The sequence below is a fragment of the Longibacter sp. genome, from assembly GCF_051155795.1.
GTDB lineage: Bacteria > Bacteroidota > Rhodothermia > Rhodothermales > Salinibacteraceae > Longibacter.
In genome coordinates this window covers 24223-43626 of sequence record NZ_DAXETW010000069.1, presented here as the reverse complement: position 1 = coordinate 43626, position 19404 = coordinate 24223, and the positions used below count along the sequence as shown (strand labels likewise).

14 protein-coding genes are annotated in these 19404 nt (G+C 64.5%); 8 read left to right on the top strand and 6 right to left on the bottom strand.

What is annotated here, in order from left to right; translation table 11 throughout:
• Positions 1-34 precede the first annotated feature (34 nt).
• The 4 genes from proS (at position 35) to ACFCU0_RS07690 (ending at position 7251) form a co-directional block, all read left to right on the top strand.
• A complete protein-coding gene (gene proS, locus ACFCU0_RS07705) occupies positions 35-1507 on the top strand; it encodes a proline--tRNA ligase (RefSeq protein ID WP_434973085.1) in 1473 nt (490 codons plus the stop codon).
• A gap of 334 nt (positions 1508-1841) precedes the next feature.
• Positions 1842-2732 (top strand): DUF3667 domain-containing protein, encoded by an 891-nt coding sequence (locus ACFCU0_RS07700; RefSeq protein ID WP_434973084.1) that lies wholly within the window; start codon positions 1842-1844, stop codon positions 2730-2732.
• 161 nt (positions 2733-2893) lie between these two features.
• Positions 2894-4474, top strand: coding sequence for a DUF3667 domain-containing protein (locus ACFCU0_RS07695; protein WP_434973083.1), 1581 nt, complete (start codon positions 2894-2896; stop codon positions 4472-4474).
• Between the two features lie 272 nt (positions 4475-4746).
• Positions 4747-7251 carry a TonB-dependent receptor gene (locus ACFCU0_RS07690; RefSeq protein ID WP_434973082.1) on the top strand — a complete coding sequence of 835 codons (2505 nt, stop codon included), beginning with the start codon at positions 4747-4749 and terminating at the stop codon, positions 7249-7251.
• Between the two features lie 52 nt (positions 7252-7303).
• Here ACFCU0_RS07690 and ACFCU0_RS07685 read toward each other — a convergent pair whose 3' ends face one another.
• From ACFCU0_RS07685 to ACFCU0_RS07660, 6 genes are all read right to left on the bottom strand, one after another.
• Positions 7304-9454, bottom strand: coding sequence for a heavy metal translocating P-type ATPase (locus ACFCU0_RS07685; protein WP_434973081.1), 2151 nt, complete (start codon positions 9452-9454; stop codon positions 7304-7306).
• Positions 9455-9507: 53 nt separating this feature from the next.
• Positions 9508-10311, bottom strand: a complete 804-nt coding sequence (locus tag ACFCU0_RS07680; protein WP_434973080.1) for a c-type cytochrome — start codon at positions 10309-10311, stop codon at positions 9508-9510.
• Positions 10312-10362: 51 nt separating this feature from the next.
• Positions 10363-10959 (bottom strand): cbb3-type cytochrome c oxidase subunit II, encoded by a 597-nt coding sequence (locus tag ACFCU0_RS07675; protein ID WP_434973079.1) that lies wholly within the window; start codon positions 10957-10959, stop codon positions 10363-10365.
• Between the two features lie 103 nt (positions 10960-11062).
• Positions 11063-12616, bottom strand: coding sequence for a cbb3-type cytochrome c oxidase subunit I (locus ACFCU0_RS07670; protein ID WP_434973078.1), 1554 nt, complete (start codon positions 12614-12616; stop codon positions 11063-11065).
• A gap of 48 nt (positions 12617-12664) precedes the next feature.
• A complete protein-coding gene (locus ACFCU0_RS07665) occupies positions 12665-12886 on the bottom strand; it encodes a hypothetical protein (RefSeq protein ID WP_434973077.1) in 222 nt (73 codons plus the stop codon).
• Positions 12887-12936: 50 nt separating this feature from the next.
• On the bottom strand, positions 12937-13158 hold the full coding sequence (locus ACFCU0_RS07660; RefSeq protein WP_434973076.1) for a hypothetical protein: 222 nt from the start codon (positions 13156-13158) through the stop codon (positions 12937-12939).
• Between the two features lie 361 nt (positions 13159-13519).
• Here ACFCU0_RS07660 and ACFCU0_RS07655 point away from each other — a divergent pair, with 361 nt between their 5' ends.
• From ACFCU0_RS07655 to ACFCU0_RS07640, 4 genes are all read left to right on the top strand, one after another.
• Entirely contained in the window at positions 13520-13837 is a 318-nt protein-coding gene (locus ACFCU0_RS07655; protein ID WP_434973075.1) for an ArsR/SmtB family transcription factor, read from the top strand.
• 379 nt (positions 13838-14216) lie between these two features.
• Positions 14217-17099, top strand: a complete 2883-nt coding sequence (locus ACFCU0_RS07650; RefSeq protein ID WP_434973074.1) for a PAS domain S-box protein — start codon at positions 14217-14219, stop codon at positions 17097-17099.
• A 160-nt stretch (positions 17100-17259) separates the two neighbouring features.
• On the top strand, positions 17260-17871 hold the full coding sequence (locus ACFCU0_RS07645; protein WP_434973073.1) for an RNA polymerase sigma factor: 612 nt from the start codon (positions 17260-17262) through the stop codon (positions 17869-17871).
• A gap of 324 nt (positions 17872-18195) precedes the next feature.
• On the top strand, positions 18196-19344 hold the full coding sequence (locus ACFCU0_RS07640; RefSeq protein ID WP_434973072.1) for a FecR family protein: 1149 nt from the start codon (positions 18196-18198) through the stop codon (positions 19342-19344).
• Positions 19345-19404 lie beyond the last annotated feature (60 nt).

The window sequence follows — 19404 nt, the reverse complement described above, 5'->3', positions numbered from 1 at the left end:
TCCTCGCTCCCATCGTTTCACCCTTCCGCCGCATATGGCAGACGCAGTTACGCCCCGCGAAGAAGACTATTCGCAGTGGTATCTCGACGTCGTTCGCAACGCGAAGCTGGCCGAAAACTCGCCGGCCCGCGGATGCATGATCATTCGTCCCAACGGCATGGCGCTGTGGGAGAACATGCGTGAGGCGCTCGACGGGATGTTCAAGGCCACCGGCCACGAGAACCTCTATTTCCCGATCTTCATCCCGGAGCGCTTCATGGCCCGTGAGGCCAAGCACGTGGAGGGCTTTGCGAAGGAGTGCGCCGTCGTCACGCACTCGCGCCTGACGACGAACGAGGACGGCGACCTTATCCCGGATCCGGAGTCGAAGCTGGGCGAGAACTACATCGTCCGTCCGACCTCGGAGACGATCATCTGGGACACGTACTCGAAGTGGATCCAGTCGTACCGCGACCTGCCGCTGCTCTATAACCAGTGGGCCAACGTCGTCCGCTGGGAGATGCGGCCGCGCCTCTTCCTCCGCACCGCCGAGTTCCTCTGGCAGGAGGGTCACACGGCGCACGCGACGGAGGACGAGGCCATCGAGGAGGCCGAGCGCATGCTGGACGTCTACGCGACGTTCGCGGAGGAGTACATGGCGATGCCGGTCATTCGCGGGCGGAAGACGGAGAGCGAGCGCTTCCCCGGCGCGGTGGACACCTACTGTATCGAGGCGATGATGCAGGACGGCAAGGCGCTGCAGGCGGGCACGAGCCACTTCCTCGGGCAGAACTTCGCGAAAGCGTTCGACACCACGTTCACGAACGAGGACAACGAGGTCGAGCACGTCTGGGCCACGTCCTGGGGCGTATCGACGCGCCTCGTCGGCGGACTCGTGATGACGCACTCGGACGATCAGGGGCTCGTGCTGCCGCCGAAGCTGGCGCGGGATCAGGCGGTCATCGTGCCGATCTACTTCAACGACGATCAGCGCGCCACGGTGCTGAAGGAGGCCGAGCGGATCAAGCAGGAGCTGGCCGACGCCGGCGTCCGTGTGAAGCTCGATGCCGATGACAATCAGAAGCCGGGCTGGAAATTCGCCGAGTACGAGCTGCAGGGCATCCCCGTCCGCCTCGCCATCGGCCCGCGCGACGTCAAGAACGAGAACGTGGAGGTCGCCCGCCGCGATACGAAGGAGAAGAACATCGTGCCGCAGGAAGGCATCGCGGAGCGGGTCAAGACGATGCTGGACGACATCCAGACGTCGCTCTATGAAACCGCGCTCGCCCGCCAGGAGGAGATGACGACGACGGTGGACGACTATGACACGTTCAAGGAGGTCCTCGAAGAGAAGGGCGGCTTCATCCGCGCGCACTGGGACGGCACCGCCGAAACGGAACAGCGCATTCAGGATGAGACGAAGGCCACGATCCGCTGCATCCCGCTCGATCAGGAGGAGGAAGAAGGCGAAGACATGATCACGGGCAAACCGTCGAAAGGCCGGGTCCTCTTTGCAAAAGCGTACTGAGTCTGGTTCAAGGTTCAGGGTTCATAACCTGTTTGGCGGATGCATCGCAAAAAAGCAAGCGCAGCCGTCTCAACCTATTCATAGGCCTGACGATTATTTTGTTCGCACACGGTGCGCGAGATCAACAAGGCCTCGTGTCGCGAGCATCGCGAGGACCGACCGTGGGGAGGTCCGTACCGTTGGATGGCCGAAGGCTGTCCGCCAAACAGGTTGTCAAGGTTCAGAGTTCGGGGGGAGCCTTTCGCCGAGCGGGTGCGGATCGAACACCTTAGCACCCGAACGCCTCAGTAGCGGAACACCCGAAAACCTCAGCCCCCGAACACCTCAGCCCTTCATGTCCGAGCCTGCTGACCAGTCCTGCATGAACTGCGGGTCGCCGCTGCGTGGGCCGTACTGTTCGCGGTGCGGTCAGGAGAACGGCGAGCGGATCGGGCCCCTGCACGAGTTGCTGGCGGACGTTCTGGACGAGCTGTTCTCGGTGGACGGCCGGCTCTTCCGCACGATCAAGCACCTGCTGACCCGCCCTGGCGCCCTCACGGCGGCGTATCTCGGGGGACGGCGGGCGCCCTATCTTCGCCCCTTCCGGCTGTTCGTTGTGTCGGGCATCCTTGTGCTGCTCGTCACGAGCCTCGGGCGTACCCTGACCGACTCGCGCGGCGTGCCGATGCTCAAACCGGCCGTCAACGTCGTTATTTCGGGAGACGAGATCCAGAGAATGCGCGCTGAGGCGGATTCCGTCCGTGCACGGGGAACCCTCGCGGCCTCGGTCGAGGCGGTTTTCATCGATGGGGCTGCAAAAGCAGGGGAAAACCCTGAACGCGTCAACCGGGTCTTTCAGGAGCGCCTGTCGATTCTTGCTGCGATGCTGCTGCCTGCGTTCGCCGGGCTCCTCCACCTCCTGTTTGGCGGCCGCTTCTATGCGGCACACGTGATCCATGCGCTTCACCTGCACGCCTTCCTGTTTATCCTCGCCAGCGCATACCTGAGCGTCACGTACGTTATCCGCGCGATCGACGCGACGCAGACCGCAAAGGTGCTGATCCCGCTTGCCGCGCTCACCACGGTCGGGACACTGCTATGGTACGGTTTCCGAAGTCTCCGCCGAGTATACGATCAACCATTCCGGACGACGCTGTGGAAAGGCGGTCTCCTGCTGGCAATAAACGGCATCGTCTTCGCCGCAGGCTTGGTCGTGTACCTGTTCGGCACCCTGATCCTGGCGTGAGCCGACAACGAGACACGGATGCGCCGAAGAGCAACCGCGAAACGTGCTGGCGTCGAATCTTTTTTGTACGTTACCGGTCCGTGACTGCCCAATCCGGCTGCATTCATGCCGCTGGGCACCCGCTCTGACTGCCGTTCGCCCGGTCTCCAGCCGTTCGCTCCATGAGTTCACCTCCCACATCGCCGACCGACCCGCCGGACGCCTCCACGGCGGACGGTTCCGATCGGTCCGAACGTGCCGAGGATGCCGCCTCCCGCAACCCGACGGTCAGGGATGGCGCAAAGCAACCTGCCTCAGAGAGACCGACACCGGACAAGGCGGCTTCCGAAACGCCAGCAATCGATGATCGGCCGGATGCGTCTCCGCAAGAGGAGCCGGGGCCGGGCGAATCGTCGCCGGATGAGCCACCAGATGGGTCGGCGTCTGATAGGCCGGCGTCGGATGCCTCGGACATCGCACCGTCGGCCGGAGTCAGCGACCCCACCGATCAGGGCACGACGGGGCCCACGACGGCCGACGACCTGAGGGCGATGGGTGACGCCCCGCCGCGGTCCGCCTGCGCCAATTGCGGGGCCCCGCTGGTCGGCCCCTACTGCTCGCAGTGCGGGCAGCGCGCCGCCGAGCGCATCGTTCCACTCCACGAAATGACGCAGGAGTGGGTCGAAGATCTGTTCGAGTTTGACCTCCGCATCTTCCGGACGCTGCCGACCTTTTTCTTTAAACCGGGACGGCTCACCAAGGAGTACGTTCGCGGCCGGCGCGTGCGATACGTGCGGCCGCTCCGGCTGTACCTGGTGGCGAGTTTTATTCTGTTCACGCTGCTCGCCTTCTCCGACCTCGCTACCGTCGACACCATCGACACCACGGCCGACGTTCCCGCCGTCCCTGACACGGCGGCGGCCACGGCCAACTTGTCCCCTGCGACCCTCGACAGCCTGGCCCGTGCTGCCCTTGAACGGCAGAGCGCAGACCCTTCGGCCCCGGCGCCGAATACCGACGGCAACACGCCCGAGTCGCCGCAGGGGCTGGATACGACCGCCGTGCTTCAGAGTCTCCAGAGCCTTGAAGGGCTCGGGAGCCTCGACCGGCTCGAAAACCTCGGTCAGGGAAACCCGCTCTCGGCAACCGACCGGGCTGCCATCGACTCGCTGACACAGGTGGCTCTCGCTCGGGCAACGCAGACGGCACGAAGCAGCACGGGCGACGCTGCGCGTGCCCCCGATCAAGGGCGCACCATGATGGCTCAGAAGGTCGCAGAAAACATCGACGTTAACATTTTCGAGGACCCGCAGCAGAACGCAGAGGCGCAAACATTTCTTCGTGAACGCATCGCCCGCACGATCGAAGACCCCAACTCGTTCGTGCGCGGCATGATCGACCGCGCGCCGTTCGTGATGTTCTTGCTGCTACCGATCTTCGCGCTCCTCCTCAAGCTACTCTATGCCCGGCGCGCCAAACTCTACGTGCAGCACCTGATTTTCGCGCTGCACTTCCACGCGCTCGCCTTCCTCGTCTTCGCTCTGGCGACGGGCCTGCTGATCACCGACTCGAACACGCTCCATGCGGTCGGCGCCTGGACCACGCTGTTTCCCTTTATCTATCTCTACATCGCAATGCACCACGTATACGAGCAGGGATGGGGGAAAACGTTCGTGAAGGTCATGATCCTGCTCGGAATCTACAACACCGTGATCGCCATTGCGCTCGTCCTGCTGGCCATCGCGAATTTTCTTCTTCTCTAAGCCGACATCGGCCGGGTACCTGTGTATTGCCCGGTGCTCCGGTGTAGGACAGGTGCTATGCTGGATCCGGCACCGGCTGGTCCCGTACGATGACGTGCCTTTCTTCCAACAGCATCTGCCTATCTGCGCGACCGATACGACTGCTTCCGTTTCTCCACTGACCTCCGTCTACTCGGGGACCGGCTGATCCCGGCTCCGGTAGCGCTGGAAGCTGCCCGCCCGGACCTGACCCGGCGGTTTCGCTCGCCGTTCTGCACCTGCTTCTCTACGGAATGCCACGTTTGTCCTATCGCCTGCCTCCGGTGACCGTCGTCACCCTTCTGGCCGGACTGCTTCTTTCTCTCCTCGCTTCCAGTGCGTCGGCCCAGACCGACGGCTTCGTGGCGGGCACGGTCAGCGACGCCACCGACGCGCCGCTGCCGGGCGTCACGGTCCTTGTCCAGGGAACCAACTACGGCACCGCGACCAACGAGGACGGTTACTACCGGATGACGCTTCCGGAAGGGCGTTATGCGCTGCGGTTCTCGGCCGTCGGATTCGAAAGCCGGTCGGACTCGGTCGTCATCCGGCGCGATGCCACCACCGAGCTTGATGTCACGCTCGCAACGTCCGTGGTAGAAATGGACGGAGTGACGGTGGAAGAAGACCGTGCCCCCGAGGAAGCGGGCGTGTACAGCGTCGATCCGGAGGACGTCCAGGCGATGCCGACCCCGTTCAAGGACGGATTTCGCGCCCTCAAGGTCGTGCCGGGCGTGGCCACGAATAACGAGCTATCCCAGCAGTATTCCGTGCGCGGCGGCGGATACAATGAGAACCTGATTTTTCTAAACGGCTTCGAGGTCTACATGCCGTTTCGTCCGCGGCAGGGGGAGCAGGAAGGCCTCGGACTGCTAAACCCGGACCTAGCGCAGTCGATCACCTTCTACACGGGCGGTTTCCCCGCGCGCTACGGCGGCAAGCTGTCGTCGGCACTGGACGTGCAGTATCAGTCGCCCGAGAACGAGCCCCTGCAGGGGTCGGCGTCGATTTCGACGCTCGACGCATCGATCCATGCAGGCTCCTCCACACTCGAAAACCGCTTCAGCTGGACGGTCGGTGCACGGCACGCCCAGCCGGGCCGCTTCTTCGGCACGCAGGACCTGAAGGGGGAGTACGACCCGCGCTTCAGCGACGTGCAGGGTGCGGCCACCTACCGCTTCGGCGGAGGCCATCAGCTGGAGGGGCTCGGCATCTATGCCGACCACACGTTTGAGTTGAATCCCAGCGAGCGGCGGACCTTCTTCGGCATCATCAGCCTCAACCCGGCGGTCGCCGACAATCAGTTCCGGTCGCTCTGGTCGGACCTCGACGGCGCCCGGACGGACGGGTACACCACCCGCTTCGGCGGCGCCAGGCTCCGTTCGCCACTCTCCGACCGGCTGGAGGTGACGCACGCGCTGGCCTACTACAGCACGACCGAGACGGAGAACTTTGACATCACCGGCGACGCCGACATCTACGAGGTGGATCCCACGGCCGGCGCCAACAACCCGGAGAACTATCGCCGCCTCAGCAACTCGGAGCACACCAACTTCGCCGACAACAGCGTTGACGTGGAGACGCTTACCGGACGGGGACGCTACACCTACAATCTTCCCCGCCACGCCATCGAGGCGGGATGGCACGTCCGGTCGCTCTACTTCACAGACCGGCTCAACGAGAAGACGATCATCGAGACCGGGCGAGGCGACGACTACCGGCGGATCGTGGTCGACAGCCTCAGCGACCGGGCCTCCTTCAACGAAATGCAGACCGGATTCTACGTGCAGGATGCCGTGGATGTGCTCCCCCGCGACGGCCAGCTCGTGGTCACGGGCGGCGTTCGAACCGATTACTATACGTTCAACGACGAGTGGACGGTGTCGCCGCGCCTGTCCGCCACGCTCAAGGTGAACGAGCAACTTACGCTCACCGGTTCGTGGGGCCTGTACCACCAGAAGCCCGTCTATCGCGAACTGCGCGGCTCGGCCGAGGCCTCTCCGTCCGTCCCCACCGGCGGCGTCATCGACGACCTGCTGAACCGAGACCTGAAGTCGCAACAGTCGTCGCAGTTCGTTCTCGGCGGCGAGTACTTCATCCCCTCGCTTCGCCTGTACGTCCGCACGGAGGCCTATTACAAGGACCTGTCGAACGTCATCAGCTACAGCATCGACGACATCCGGGTCGAGTACTCCGGGGAAAACGACGCGGAAGGGTACGTCGCCGGGTTCGACACCCAGATCCGGGGCGAATTCGTGCCCGGGCTGGAGAGCTGGTTCAACTACAGCTTTATGATGGCGCGCGAGCGGTTCAAGCCGGCCTTTCAAGATGCGTTCAATCAGGGCCTCGTCCCGCGCCCGACGGATCAGCGCCACACGTTTTCGGCGTTCGTTCAGGACTACGTGCCGGGAGACGACACCTGGAAGCTGCACCTTCGCGCCCTATACGGCAGCGGCCTTCCCTACACCCCGCCCGTCCCGGGACCGGATGTGAACGGGCAGCCGACCCGGCAGCCCGGCGACCGCATGTCGGAACGCATCACCGCCTACCGCCGCGTAGACATCGGCGCGACAAAGGAAATCACCGTCGTCAAGAACGGGATCGGGCGCACCCCCGTCCAGCTCGATCTCACCCTGGAGGTGCTGAACATGTTCGACATGGATAACACGGTCACCTACTCGTGGGAAGGCGACTGGACGCGCGTGCCGAAACGCCTCACGCCCCGCACGCTCAACGCCCGGATGCGCCTCACCTTTTAGGAAAAACACCGCGCCGGGCGGTCGGTGCCGATGGCCGGCTCCGGTGCTGCGGCTACGCCGTTTTGAGTCGGAATGCATTCCACGTGACGAGGGCACTGCTACCCGCCATGATGACAACGGCCGCGATCGGATGCAGTAGTCCGGCCACAGCCAGGCCCAGACCGACGGCGTTGTAGCCGAATGTCCAACCCAGGTTCTGATGGACGATGCCCCTCGTTCGGTGGGAGAGGTCAACCAAATCCGCAAAGACCGGCAGGTCCGGATGGTAGAGCGCGATGTCGGCCGCGTCGATCGATACGCCGGCGCCGTCAGTGCGGGCAATCCCGACGTCGGCCTCAGCAATCGCCGCAGCGTCGTTGATCCCGTCGCCCAGCATCGCCACGACCGCACCGTCATCCTGAAGGTGCCGGACATACCTGGCCTTGTTTTCCGGGGTGACGCCGGCCTGTACCTCGGTTTCCAGAGACGCTTCAAGTCGCCGACCCGCCGCTTCGCGGTCGCCTGTTAGCACACCGATGTGCAGTCCTCGATGGCGCAGCCGGTCCAGCGTCTGCGACGCTCCGTCGCGTAGCCGCTCCGTGACGATGATCACCCCGACCACCCGATTCCCCACAACGAGCATCATCGGCGTTCGTCCATCGCTAAGCGCCTCCGTCCAGCGTTCCTTCACGGTCGGCGGGACCCGAGCCGCGAGCCGCTCGACGACCCGCTCATTGCCGATTCCGACCGGAAGGGCATCCCCGGACTCGTGGCGCCATCGCCCGACGATCCCGCCGCCCGGAATGGTTTCCGCGTCATGGATGGTTGCCGCCTGCAGGTCCGTCGCGCGCTCCCGGATGGCGCGTCCAATCGGGTGATGACTCGTTTCCTCCAGGCCGGAGGCAAGCGCCAGAATCGCGTCTTCTGACCACGCTGCACGCGCCTTGGACGGCGACCCATCCATCGCGGTCATAGCTGACGCCCTCGTCCCGGTCACAGGCGCCGCGCATTCCGCGTAGACCTCCACCGACGGTGAGTCGACGGTCGTAAGCGTCCCGGTCTTGTCGAACACCACCGTGTCGACACGTGCGAGGTCCATGAGCGTCTCGCCGTCTCGCACGAGGACGCCGTCGCGCGCGCCTTCCCCGAGACCGACGACGAGCGTGAGCGGGATTGCGATGCCAAGAGCGCACGGGCAGGTGATGAGCACCACGCTGAGCGCGGTGTAAAGGGCTTTTTCGAACCCTGCGGCAACGTACCACCCGGCAAACGTCGCAAGCGCGAGAATAACGACTCCCGGAATCAGCACGCGCATGATCCGGTCGGTGATCTGCTGGATCCGGGGTGGGCGCTCCAGGGCACGACGCATCATCTGCTCCACCCTGGCGAGTCGCCGCTCCTCCCCGACCGCAACCGCCCGCACGACCAGCGCGCCGTCGACCGTGGCGGTGCCGGCGTACACGGACGCCCCGGGCGCGCGCACGGCCGGCCGCGCCTCGCCCGTGAGGCTGCTTTCGTCCACGTAGGCCCGTCCGTCTTCCACCACACCGTCGATCGGAATGACGTCGCCCGTGGCGACGCGGATGTGGTCCCCCGGCTCGATGGAGCCCGGACCCACGGGGCCCGCGGAGGGGTGAAGCCGCCGGTACGTGGCGTCCGGCACGTCAAGCAGGTGCCGCAGGACGGTTGTCGTCCGGCCCTTTGCGCGGGCCGTCAGGTACCGGCCCAGCGTGTAAATCGCCAGCAGCATGACGGCCGTTTCGATGTATACCGGGCCCGTGCCGCGGATGTAACTGAAGGCGCTGGCTGCGACGGCGCTCCCGGTTCCCAGCGCGAACAGAACGTGCAGAGAAAGCCGCCCGCGCCTTAGATCGGCAAGGGCGGAGCGCGCGACCGGAAGACCGAGAAGCAGCAGAGCGGGAATGGCGACGAGCAGGAGCACCCAGTGAGCGGTGCCCACCTCATGGTGCAGCGTCCGGAAGGCTCCCAAGCCGTACTCCGAGCTGATCGCGAGGCTGAGGACCATCACGAACGCGGCCATCAGCAGACCTGCGAAGACCCGGACCAGCAGCGCCTGCTGCCGTTCGTCTTCGAGCATGTGCCCGCTGGCCTCGGCCTCATCCAGCATCCGGCAGCCGTAGCAGCAGTATGATCCCGCCGAGGCATCCGACGATACCGGATGCTCCCCGACCGGCAGCCCGCAATGGTCGCAGTAGTCTGACATGGTGTCTCGCTGCCGTAGAATCCAGCACCCGGCTCCGGGCGATCGCGTGGGGGCTACAACCCGGATGCGGCGGCCAGATGCGACTCCGCTTGCGTTGCGTAGGTCAGGGCCCGGCGCGGGTTGGTTCCCGGCATGAGGCGGAGTGCTGTTGTCGTGTCGCTCGCCACCGCGCCGATCTCCATGTTTTCCGGTTGCACCAGCTCTTCCGCCGTCCACGGCTGCACGCGTCCGCCCGTCGCATCGCGGACGGTCTTGACCTCATCGGCGGTGACCTCCGAGGCGTCGTTTTCCCAGCTCTGTCGGACGTGCGTAATGACGGCGGCGATCTGTGCATCGCTGAGCTGCCCCCACGCCGGCATGTTGCCGTTGTACACGCTACCGCGCACCTCGACCTCCCCGATCATCCCGTGCAGGAGGATGCGGATGATCTGACCCTTGTTGTCCGTCACCCACCGGGCCCGGTTCAGCGGGGGAAAGGCTCCGCTAACGCCTTCACCGTTCGCCTGGTGGCAGTTCGCGCAGCGCGAGCTGTAGATCTGCGCACCGTCGACGTCCACCTCCTCCGGCACAGCACTGGTCGTGGCGACCGGCTTGGACGACTGCAGCCACGGATCCGGGCTGAAGTCGCCAATGTAGCTCCCCAGGTAGAAGGTACTGAAGAGGATCACCCCGAAAATCACCATCCACAGCCACATCGGCGGCGCTTCCATGCCCTCCGGGGGAAGCGGCTGCTCCCGGAAGAGCGGCGCCAGCATATCGATCGGTTCCGGCGAAGATTCCTCCCGTTGCGGCGCGGAGGCGCCGTCGTCGGCGGGGCGGTCGGCGGACCCAGGAGATGTTGCAGGATCGTCAGGCATGAGCGAGCGGGATAAGCATGAAATGGCACCGGTCGGAAACGGCTCTGGAGATCAGCCGCCGCGATTCTCTTCGAGCGGCTCCAGCCGGAGCGTCATCAGGTAGTCGTAGAGATAGAGCGCCTCGTCTTTCGCCACCACGACCTTGCCCTCGGGCGGGGCATACTCGGGGCTGATCGGCACCGTGACGTCCGATGGCAGCACGTTGCTCCGCGACTTCACCTCGAACATGTACGGGTAGGCGGGCATCACGGAGCCCGGGCTCACGGATCGCGGCTGGTAGAGGTGAGCCAGATGCCAGTCGCGGCTCGGCTGTCGGCTGGCGATGTCGTGCAGGTCCGGACCTGTCCGCATGGTGCCGAGCTGATGCGTCTCATCGTATACATAGTCGCCCGGAAACGAGCCCCGACTGCCCCATCCGCGCTGGATGTCGGCACCGAACCCGTCCGGACGTACCTGCTGCGTGTGGCAGTAGAGGCAGCCGTCGCGAATGTAGATCTCGCGTCCACGCTGCTCTTCGAACGTATAGTCGTCCGTCCCCGGCGTGGGCTCGATCGTCGAGAGCTGCAGGCCCGGCAGCAGCGCCAGCGCCGTGAAGCTCATCGAGATCGCGGCGAACGCGCCAAGAAAGATGAGGAGAGAACGGGTCATGGCAGAGACGAATTTCGGATTACGGATTTCGGATTTCGAATGACGAGGGAGGGGGCCGTCCAGAGCCGCAATTCGGCACTCGGCATTCCCCACTCGACATTGACTAGAGCCCGGGACGCTCCTGCGATTCCTTCGAGTCTGCGTCCATCGACGGGGCCTGCCGGGAGCTTCCGTCGCCGGCGCTGGATCCGAAGAGACCAGCGGGCGCCGGGTGGAAGTAGACCGGGCCGTCACGACGCTCGCCGCTCTTCGAGATGATCCGGTAGAGCAGGTACGCGAAGACGAAGTGCCCGATCGTCATGAGGCTGCCGGCCACCGATCGGACCACGAGCCACGGTTTGGTGTCGCCCACAATCGTCAGAAAGTCGATCGACGGGTCGAGCATCTGCAGGCCCTGGATGACACCGCCGATCGTGAGGGCGGTGAAGTAGGCGCCGACGCCGAGGCCAGTCGTCCAGAAGTGGATGCTGATAAGCCGCGGACTTTCCCACTCCCAGTTCGTCACGCGGGGCATGATGTAGTACATCGCCCCGAACATGATCATCGACGCGAAGGCGTAGACCCCGAGGTGCGAGTGCGCGATCGTGTAGTGCGTGAAATGCGTGACCTCCTGCCACGAGCGCAGCGATTGCAGCGATCCCTGCAGGCTGACGGCCGTGTAGCTCATCGCACCGAAGACGACAAACCGAAGCGTCGGGCTGTACTTCAGCTTTTTGAAATGCCCGACTACGGTCATATGGTGATTCACGGCGACGACCACCACGGGCACGATCATCATGACGCTGAACACGATCGATACCGTCACTACCCACTGCGGTGCGGGCCCGCCGACGAGGTGATGCACCCCGGCCCAGTTATAGAAGAGGGCAAGCGTCCAGAAGCCGAGGTACGACAAGTGATAGCTGTAGACGGGGCGCCCGATCACCTTCGGAATGAAGTAGTAGGCTGCGGCCAGGCCAGCCGGCGTGATCCACAGGCCGAGGATGTTATGGGCGTACCACCAGTTCGCGGTGGCCTCCGGTACGCCGGAGTAAATAGGAAGCAGGATGGCCACGACGAGGAACGGTCCCCACAGCATGGACGCGCCCAGGTACCATACGGAGATGAATAAATGCTTTACGCGCCGCTTCTGAAGCGTGCGCACAAACGAGGCGACGACCAGAAGCATCGCCGGGACGATGAACGCGAAGGCGTAGTACGGCATCTCCACCCATTCGATGGCGCGGGAGTGGCCGATCAGAATGCCGATCGTGCCCAGGATCATGCCGACGTTCCAGAGCGCGATGCTCGCCATCATCATCCATCGGCCGCGCAGGCGGGTCTTCAGCAGGCGGGCCCAGAGCCAGGTCCCGACCCCGACGCCGGCCATCGAGATCCACCCGTAAATCACCGTGTTGAGGTGCGCGGGACGAACGCGGCCGAACGTCAGCCAGCCCTGCTGCACAAGCCAGTCCGGCATGTTAAACTTGAGGCTGGCTATGATCGCGAGCACCGATCCGATCAGCAGCCAGAAGACCGAACTGGAGACAAACGCGATGACAGGCCACCGCGTCGAGTGGTCGACCGTCCGGCGCCAGTTGGCCTCCAGGGTCTCCGAGGTCGTTCCCGGGGGCATCCCGGGCGTGGCGGATTCGCGATCGGCGTCGGACGCAGGCATAAACGGGCGAGACGTGAGTGGCGCAGGGTGGCGATTTTATTGCGTCGTCTACTCGGACGCGGCGTCCCGGGACGGACCGGAATGTTCGTCGGGATAGAACAGCTGATCCTGGGGCCGGCCGACGGGTTCGTCCTCGTCAAAGATCACGTACGCCCCCGACTTCAAGTTGTCGAAAAGGCCCGCCCGGTACGCTCGAAACAGAATCGTCAGCGTGATGGCAGCTCCGGTCATAAGAAGCGCCAGGATGGCCGAGAGCGGGAGGTACGTCATGATCGTGCGGGATGTGGGCAGATCGGCGTCCGGAGAAACTTGAGGCGGCGTCACGCTGCAAGACGATTCAGGCCATTCACGGGTGGGTCCGGCCGGTCGGAGGACGGTCGATCAACCATGACGGCCGTCTCTTCCGCCGCCTCGGACTGGCGCGTGTCGATGTCCTCCAGGACGTAATACAGCATCACGCCGAGGAACAGCGCCGAAACGAGGAAGAGCGCAAGCACCAGCCCGTTCGTCGCGCGCTCAATGTTGTAGGAGGACTCGGACATTCTCTGGTGGACCCGAATACGTGATTACGTGTTAACACAACCTGGTGTTTGTAATGTCCTCGGGCAGAGAAGATCCTCCGACGAGGTGCAGGTTCTATGAGCAATGTCGATGAGCACCTATGGCACGGGGCGTCATCCCGATTGCACCTGTTCGTATGATAAGCGACAGCGGGGGCGAAATACTTGCTCCTCACGGTGGTTCACGCCATCGTTTCGAGACACCGACGTACCCTCGGCGCATCCCACTCGTCCCGTACGTTTTCAATATGGAAAACCTCGCAACGTGTACGGGCTTTCATCGTATGGTACGTATTCCTTCTCTCTCCGCCTTCCCACCTACCGTTCACTCTAACTCGATGCCATGACCGAAGAACTCGTCCCGCAAACGCAAATCGAGCGGGCGGCCCAGCGGTTTAAAATATTGAGCGAGCCCGTGCGCCTGGAGCTGCTGAATCAGATGCAGATCCACGGTGAGCAGACGGTTAGCGAGCTCGTCGAGGCCACAGGACACAGACAGGCAAATGTGAGCAAGCACCTCGGACTGATGGCCAGCGAAGGACTCCTCGATCGCCGCAAAGAAGGGCTGTACGTCTACTATCAAATCAGCGATCCAACGCTCTCGGCGCTCTGCATGCTTGTCTGCGGTCGTCTCCGTGAAGAAACCAACGGCGTAGAGTAGCCGCCCCATCATCCCTCGGTCACAGAACCGGAAGTCCACGCGCGGCCCGCGTTCGCTCCCACCGAACCGGGCCGCGCGCATTTTTCGTACGGTTGTTTTGCGGTTGCAAGTTGAGCGAACGGGCCCCATCGGATCTACCGCGGATGTCCGCGTCTTCCCACCGCCGCTTCCGAAGCCTCGGACCGCCACCGGCCGCCGTGGCCTCCCCAACCGGCACCATATTTGCACCCAACAATAATATCAAATCATACGGTAGTTGACTGAAAGCCGCAGGAGGACATCGGCAGAAGCGCGGTCCCGAGCGGTATCGCCGTGCGCTCTCACCACCGCACCGCTCCCTCCTTCCTGATCCCCGCGACGTGCCGGTGTCTCTCAGCCCATGACCGACTTCGCCGCCATCGCCGACGCTATTGCTTGCGGAATCATCCTCGTAGATGAGGACGGGTTGGTCCGGTCGGTCAACGCGGCGGCGCGACGCCTCTTCGGTGCGTCGGCGGACCAGGTCGCGGACCCGGACCGCGCGGCGGCCCTTCTCGACGCAACGATCCATCCCGCCCCCTCCTCGAGCGGTCCCCCGCCAACCGGCGCCCCCGCCCTGTCCTCACCGAGAGGTGGGGCCCGGACGGCCTCGCACGCAGATGGGCAACATGGCCCTTCCCCGACATCACTCCGCTGCCTCGTGCAGCGGGTCGTCGATCGAAGCGAGGAGGTCTCCGTAACCGGACGGTTGGTCCCGATGGCTCTACCGGCCGCACAGGCTCCGACCAGCGCACGCACCGTATCGGTTTCAGCCCGTCCCAACGGCGAATCCGTCGTCCTCACCATCCGGCGCACAACAGACAACCCCTCATTGCCTGCCGGATCTGCGTCCGATGGGGGGAACGACCGGCTGCCCCTGGACCAACACCTGCACATCCTGGAGTCCATCGCCCAGGGGGCACCGCTTTCATCGATCGCCGCCGGCATTATTCGTTTTGTCGAGAGCAGACCGGTCCCACTGACCGCCGTCATCCTACAGTACGACGGAGACACCGGCACCCTGAGGCACACCGCCAGCCCATCGCTCGGTTCGGCGACGACGCAAGGGCTTCGGGACGGACTCGAGGTCGACGGCTGTGCTCTCGCGCGGCGCGCCATTCAGTCCCGCTCTCGCGTTCATCACGACCTCGGCGAGGACACGAAACGCGAGGCGATCGACCGGGCCTGGTACCCCTGCTTCGACGCGGTGGACGCCTCGACGGCCTGGACGGTCCCGATCATGAAGTCGGACACCGACGTGCTCGGCGTGCTGGTGCTGCTGACGCCCGAATGCCGTCGGACCCTGCCCCTCCGCCGGCGGCGCGTCGACCTGGCAACGCGTCTCCTGCACATCGCCCTCGAACGAGATCGCCGCCGCGAGGCCCTGGAGCGAAGCACCGAGCAGTTCCGGCAGGTGACGGAGAGCATGCGCGAGGTGTTCTGGCTCCGGACAGCCGACGAAGTGCTGTATGCCAGCCCATCGTTTGAAGACGTCTGGGGCCGTCCGCGCGAGATCCTCTACGAGGACGTCGACGCGTACCTTGACGATGTCCACCCGGACGACGTCGACCGCGTCCGCGCAGCCTGCAAGCGTCTCATCCGGGACGACGTGCCCCTTGACATGCACTATCGCATCATCCGACGCCCGGACCGCCGGACGCAATGGGTATCAGCCAGCTTTCGGCCCGTCCACAACGACCGGGGCGAACCGCGATTTGCCGGCATCGTTCGCGACGTGACCGAGGCCTACACCAGTAAGCGCCGGCTGGAGCAGTCCGAGGAGACGTACCGCAACCTGATCGACCACGCCACCGACGCGATTTACGTGCAAAACGCCGAGGGCGAGTTTCTCGACCTCAGCCGCGGCGCGGTCGACATGTACGGCTACTCGCGGGAGGAGATGATCGGAAAGACGCCCGCCTTTGTGAGCGCAGATGACAAAAACGACCTCGCACACGTGCAGACGTGCTTCCAGCGGGCCCTTGATGGCGAACCGCAGCGCTTCGAGTTCTGGGGAGAACGAGCGGACGGATCGGTCTTCCCCAAGGAGGTTCGCTTGCAGCGCGCCACCTACTTCGGCCAGCCCGTCGTCGTGGCCTTCGCTCTGGACATCACGGATCGGAAAGCCGCCGAGGAGGCTCTTCGCCGGAGCGAAAAACGGTACCGACTGGTCGTAAAAAACATGAAGGACGTCGTGATGCTACACGACGCGAACGGTGCCACTCTCTGGGCCAGCCCGTCGGTCAATGAGGTACTCGGTCGCACGCCCGAAGAGGCCAGAGCGTACACGGCGTTCGAAATCATTCATCCAAACGACCTGGATGAAGTCGTTGCCCATTACGAGGACCTCGAGCACGGGACGAATCGGGGCCCGATCACGTATCGGGTACGACATGCCGACGGGCACTACGTCTGGCTCGAGACCCTCGTTCAGGCAACGTACGACGAGGGCGGGACGCTCACGCGGATTCAATCCTCCTCGCGCGACGTCAGCGAGCGGGTGCAGCGCCAGCGCGAGCTGCGGCGGGCAAAACGGGAGGCGGAGGAGGCCGACCGGCTGAAGTCCGCTATGCTCGCAAACATGAGTCACGAGATCCGGACGCCGCTGACGTCCGTCATCGGGTTCGCGGAAGTGCTCCGCGACGAGGTTGCGCCCGAGCACCAGCGCTTCGCCGGCTTGATCTACGACGGAAGCCGGCGCCTCATGCGGACGCTCGACTCGGTGCTTCAACTATCCAAGCTTGAGGCCGGCCTGATCGACCTGAACGCCGAACCGGTCCGGATCCGCCAGGAGATCCGTGACACGATCAACCTCCTCCGCCCACAGGCAGACTCGCACGGGATCGACCTTCAGGTTTACATTTCGGAAAGCGCCCCGACCTCCGCCACATGGGACGAGGGCGCGCTGCATCGCATCCTGACGAACCTGGTCGGAAACGCAATCAAGTTCACCCATCGTGGGGGAAGCGCTCGCGTCGAGGTGAATGGGGAACGCGATGCCGTCCGCATAGCGGTTACAGACACCGGGGTCGGCATCGACAAAGCGTTTCTGCCGCACATCTTCGAGCCGTTCAAGCAGGAGACGGGCGGGATGCGTCGCAGCTATGAGGGGAGCGGACTGGGCCTGGCAATCGTCCACCGTCTCGTGGAAATTATGGGCGGAAGCATCGACGTAGATAGCGAAAAAAACGTTGGCACCACGTTCACCGTCGTCTTGCCCACCACAACGCAAGACCGAGCGTAACTGGTGGCAGGTCCGAGGGCCCGGGAGAAAGGAGCCGACAACCCACCGGAGAAACTGCGACTGGATCTGCCAGTTTGCTTCATGATGAAACTGTGAACCGGTCACCCCCCCTCTGCCGGTTTCTCGTGCCCTCAGACCTCACGCTCCCGGCACCGACGTCGTGTCTTCCCCTCCCTCCAAGGCGAAGATCTCCGCCATCGAGGCGCTATCCGTCGGCGACGACTCGCCGGCGTCCTCCTCGACGAACGGCCATGCTGACGATCGCACCTCTCCGGGGCCGATCGAATCCCTCTTCCGGGAGCACTACCCGCATCTTCGGGGCTACGGCCGCCGGCTGACCGACGACATGCAGCTCGTCGAAGACGCCATCCAGGATGTGTTTCTGGCGCTCTGCCAGAGATCATCCGACGCCGCAGCCCTCCGGAATCCCCGGAGCTATCTCCTCACCTCTCTGCGACGCCGCATCCTCGACCGCCTTGAGGCCGCCGACCGGCGACGGTCCCGCAACGAACACTACGTTGTCGACGAACCGACCTTCGCCGTCTCCCCGGCCGACGTGGACGCCGCCCATGACGTCGTCGCCCACCGGCGCGACGCCCTCGCCGATGCCCTCGACACCCTCAGCGACCGCCGCCGGGAGGCGCTCTACCTTCGGTTCTACCACGGACTCCGCTACCGAGAGGTCGCCGATGTGATGGACATCCGTAGCCAGTCCGCGCGCAACTACGTCTCCGAAGCCCTCAACCACCTGCGCGACGCCCTCGATACCTGAGGTTTGGGTCGTGAGGTTCGGCGTGGGCTAACCGGCGCGATCCGATCACTCGTGACCGTCACGCCGGACGCCAGAGGGCCGGGCCATCGCCCAGACGCGTCTATCTAAGCGTCCGCGCTCTCCCTTTCCCGCGCTCTGCCTTTCCCCCCACGACCCAAAACACACCCCGCCCCACCTCGTCGTTACAGCCTCGTTTCACTTCAGAGGCGTACACTCGCGGATTGGAAGCCTCTTATTGGGTGAGTGATGTTGTAAAGGGAGTCGTACCTGCATGGGACAACGATTCCTTCATTCGCCCGCTCTAACGGTTCTGGCAGCCTTCGTATGACCGCCGATCGCGACCTCGTATCGTTCCTGCTACAGGACCCGTCATTTCAGGACTGGGTCACCGGTGTAGCGTCGGATCAGAAAGACCGGGCGTGGTCGGCCTGGATGGATGGTGCCGACACGGACCCATTTGTGGAGCCCCCTCCCTCCGCGGCAGAACCGGCGGAGGCGACGCCGACGGAGCGTGCTGATGCTGTCGTCGCCGCGTCGAGCGTCATCCGACGCGTCTCGTTTCAGGATACACCGGTCTCGGGCGACGAGGTTGACGCCGCCTGGCGCAAGCTTCAGAACCGTCGCTCGGACCCCAACGACCGCCCGTCTCGCCCGGATCGGGAGGCCGGCGGGCCGGACGACCGCTCCCCCTCAGCCCGACCGCCCCGGAAGCGACGTCGGCACCGCACTCGCACAGGGCTCCGGCTCGGACTGGCTGCCGCCGTCGTCGCCGTGGTTGCTCTCTCGCTCTGGATGGTTCAGTCGACGGAGTCGCAGCCCGTCGTGCTAACGACGAACGCTGGAGAGCAGGCGACGCTCACCCTCCCGGACGACAGCCGGATCGTGCTGAATGCACACTCCCGGCTCGAATACAGCCCCCGGGCCTTCGAGAACGGCGACCGGCAGGTCACGATCGACGGGGAAGCCCTGTTCACCATCACAAAGCGGCCGGCAGCGGATGATCCATCCTTTCGCGTCGAGACGCCCGACGGCACCGTGCGCGTCCTTGGCACGACGTTCAGCGTGGAGCACCGGGACCGCGCGACCCGCGTCGTGCTGGAGGAGGGACGCGTGGCGGTCGATACCCGTGTCGGAAGCCCGGACACGCGGCGCGACACGACCTTCGACATGGTCCCCGGGGATCTCGTCACGTTCGACGCGGACAGCGGGGAGATCGCCCGGCGGAACGTCAACCCGCAGGTGTACACCTCCTGGGCCTCCGGCGTCCTCGTCTTTGACGACACCCCGCTACCCGAGATCGTGGAGCGGATCGAAGCGACATACGACGTGACGGTCGTTGTCGAAAACCCGGGCGTGTTGGAGCGAGAGGTCAGCGGAAGCGTCGAAAACGACTTGTCCGTCTTGATTGAAGGCCTCTCCCAGATTCTCGAGCGTCCGATCGATCGCCGGGGCGACCGGATCGTCATTCGCTGATATCCCCCTCTGCCCTCTACGACCCACCCACTACGGACTCTCTGCTGTTCGATGCATGGC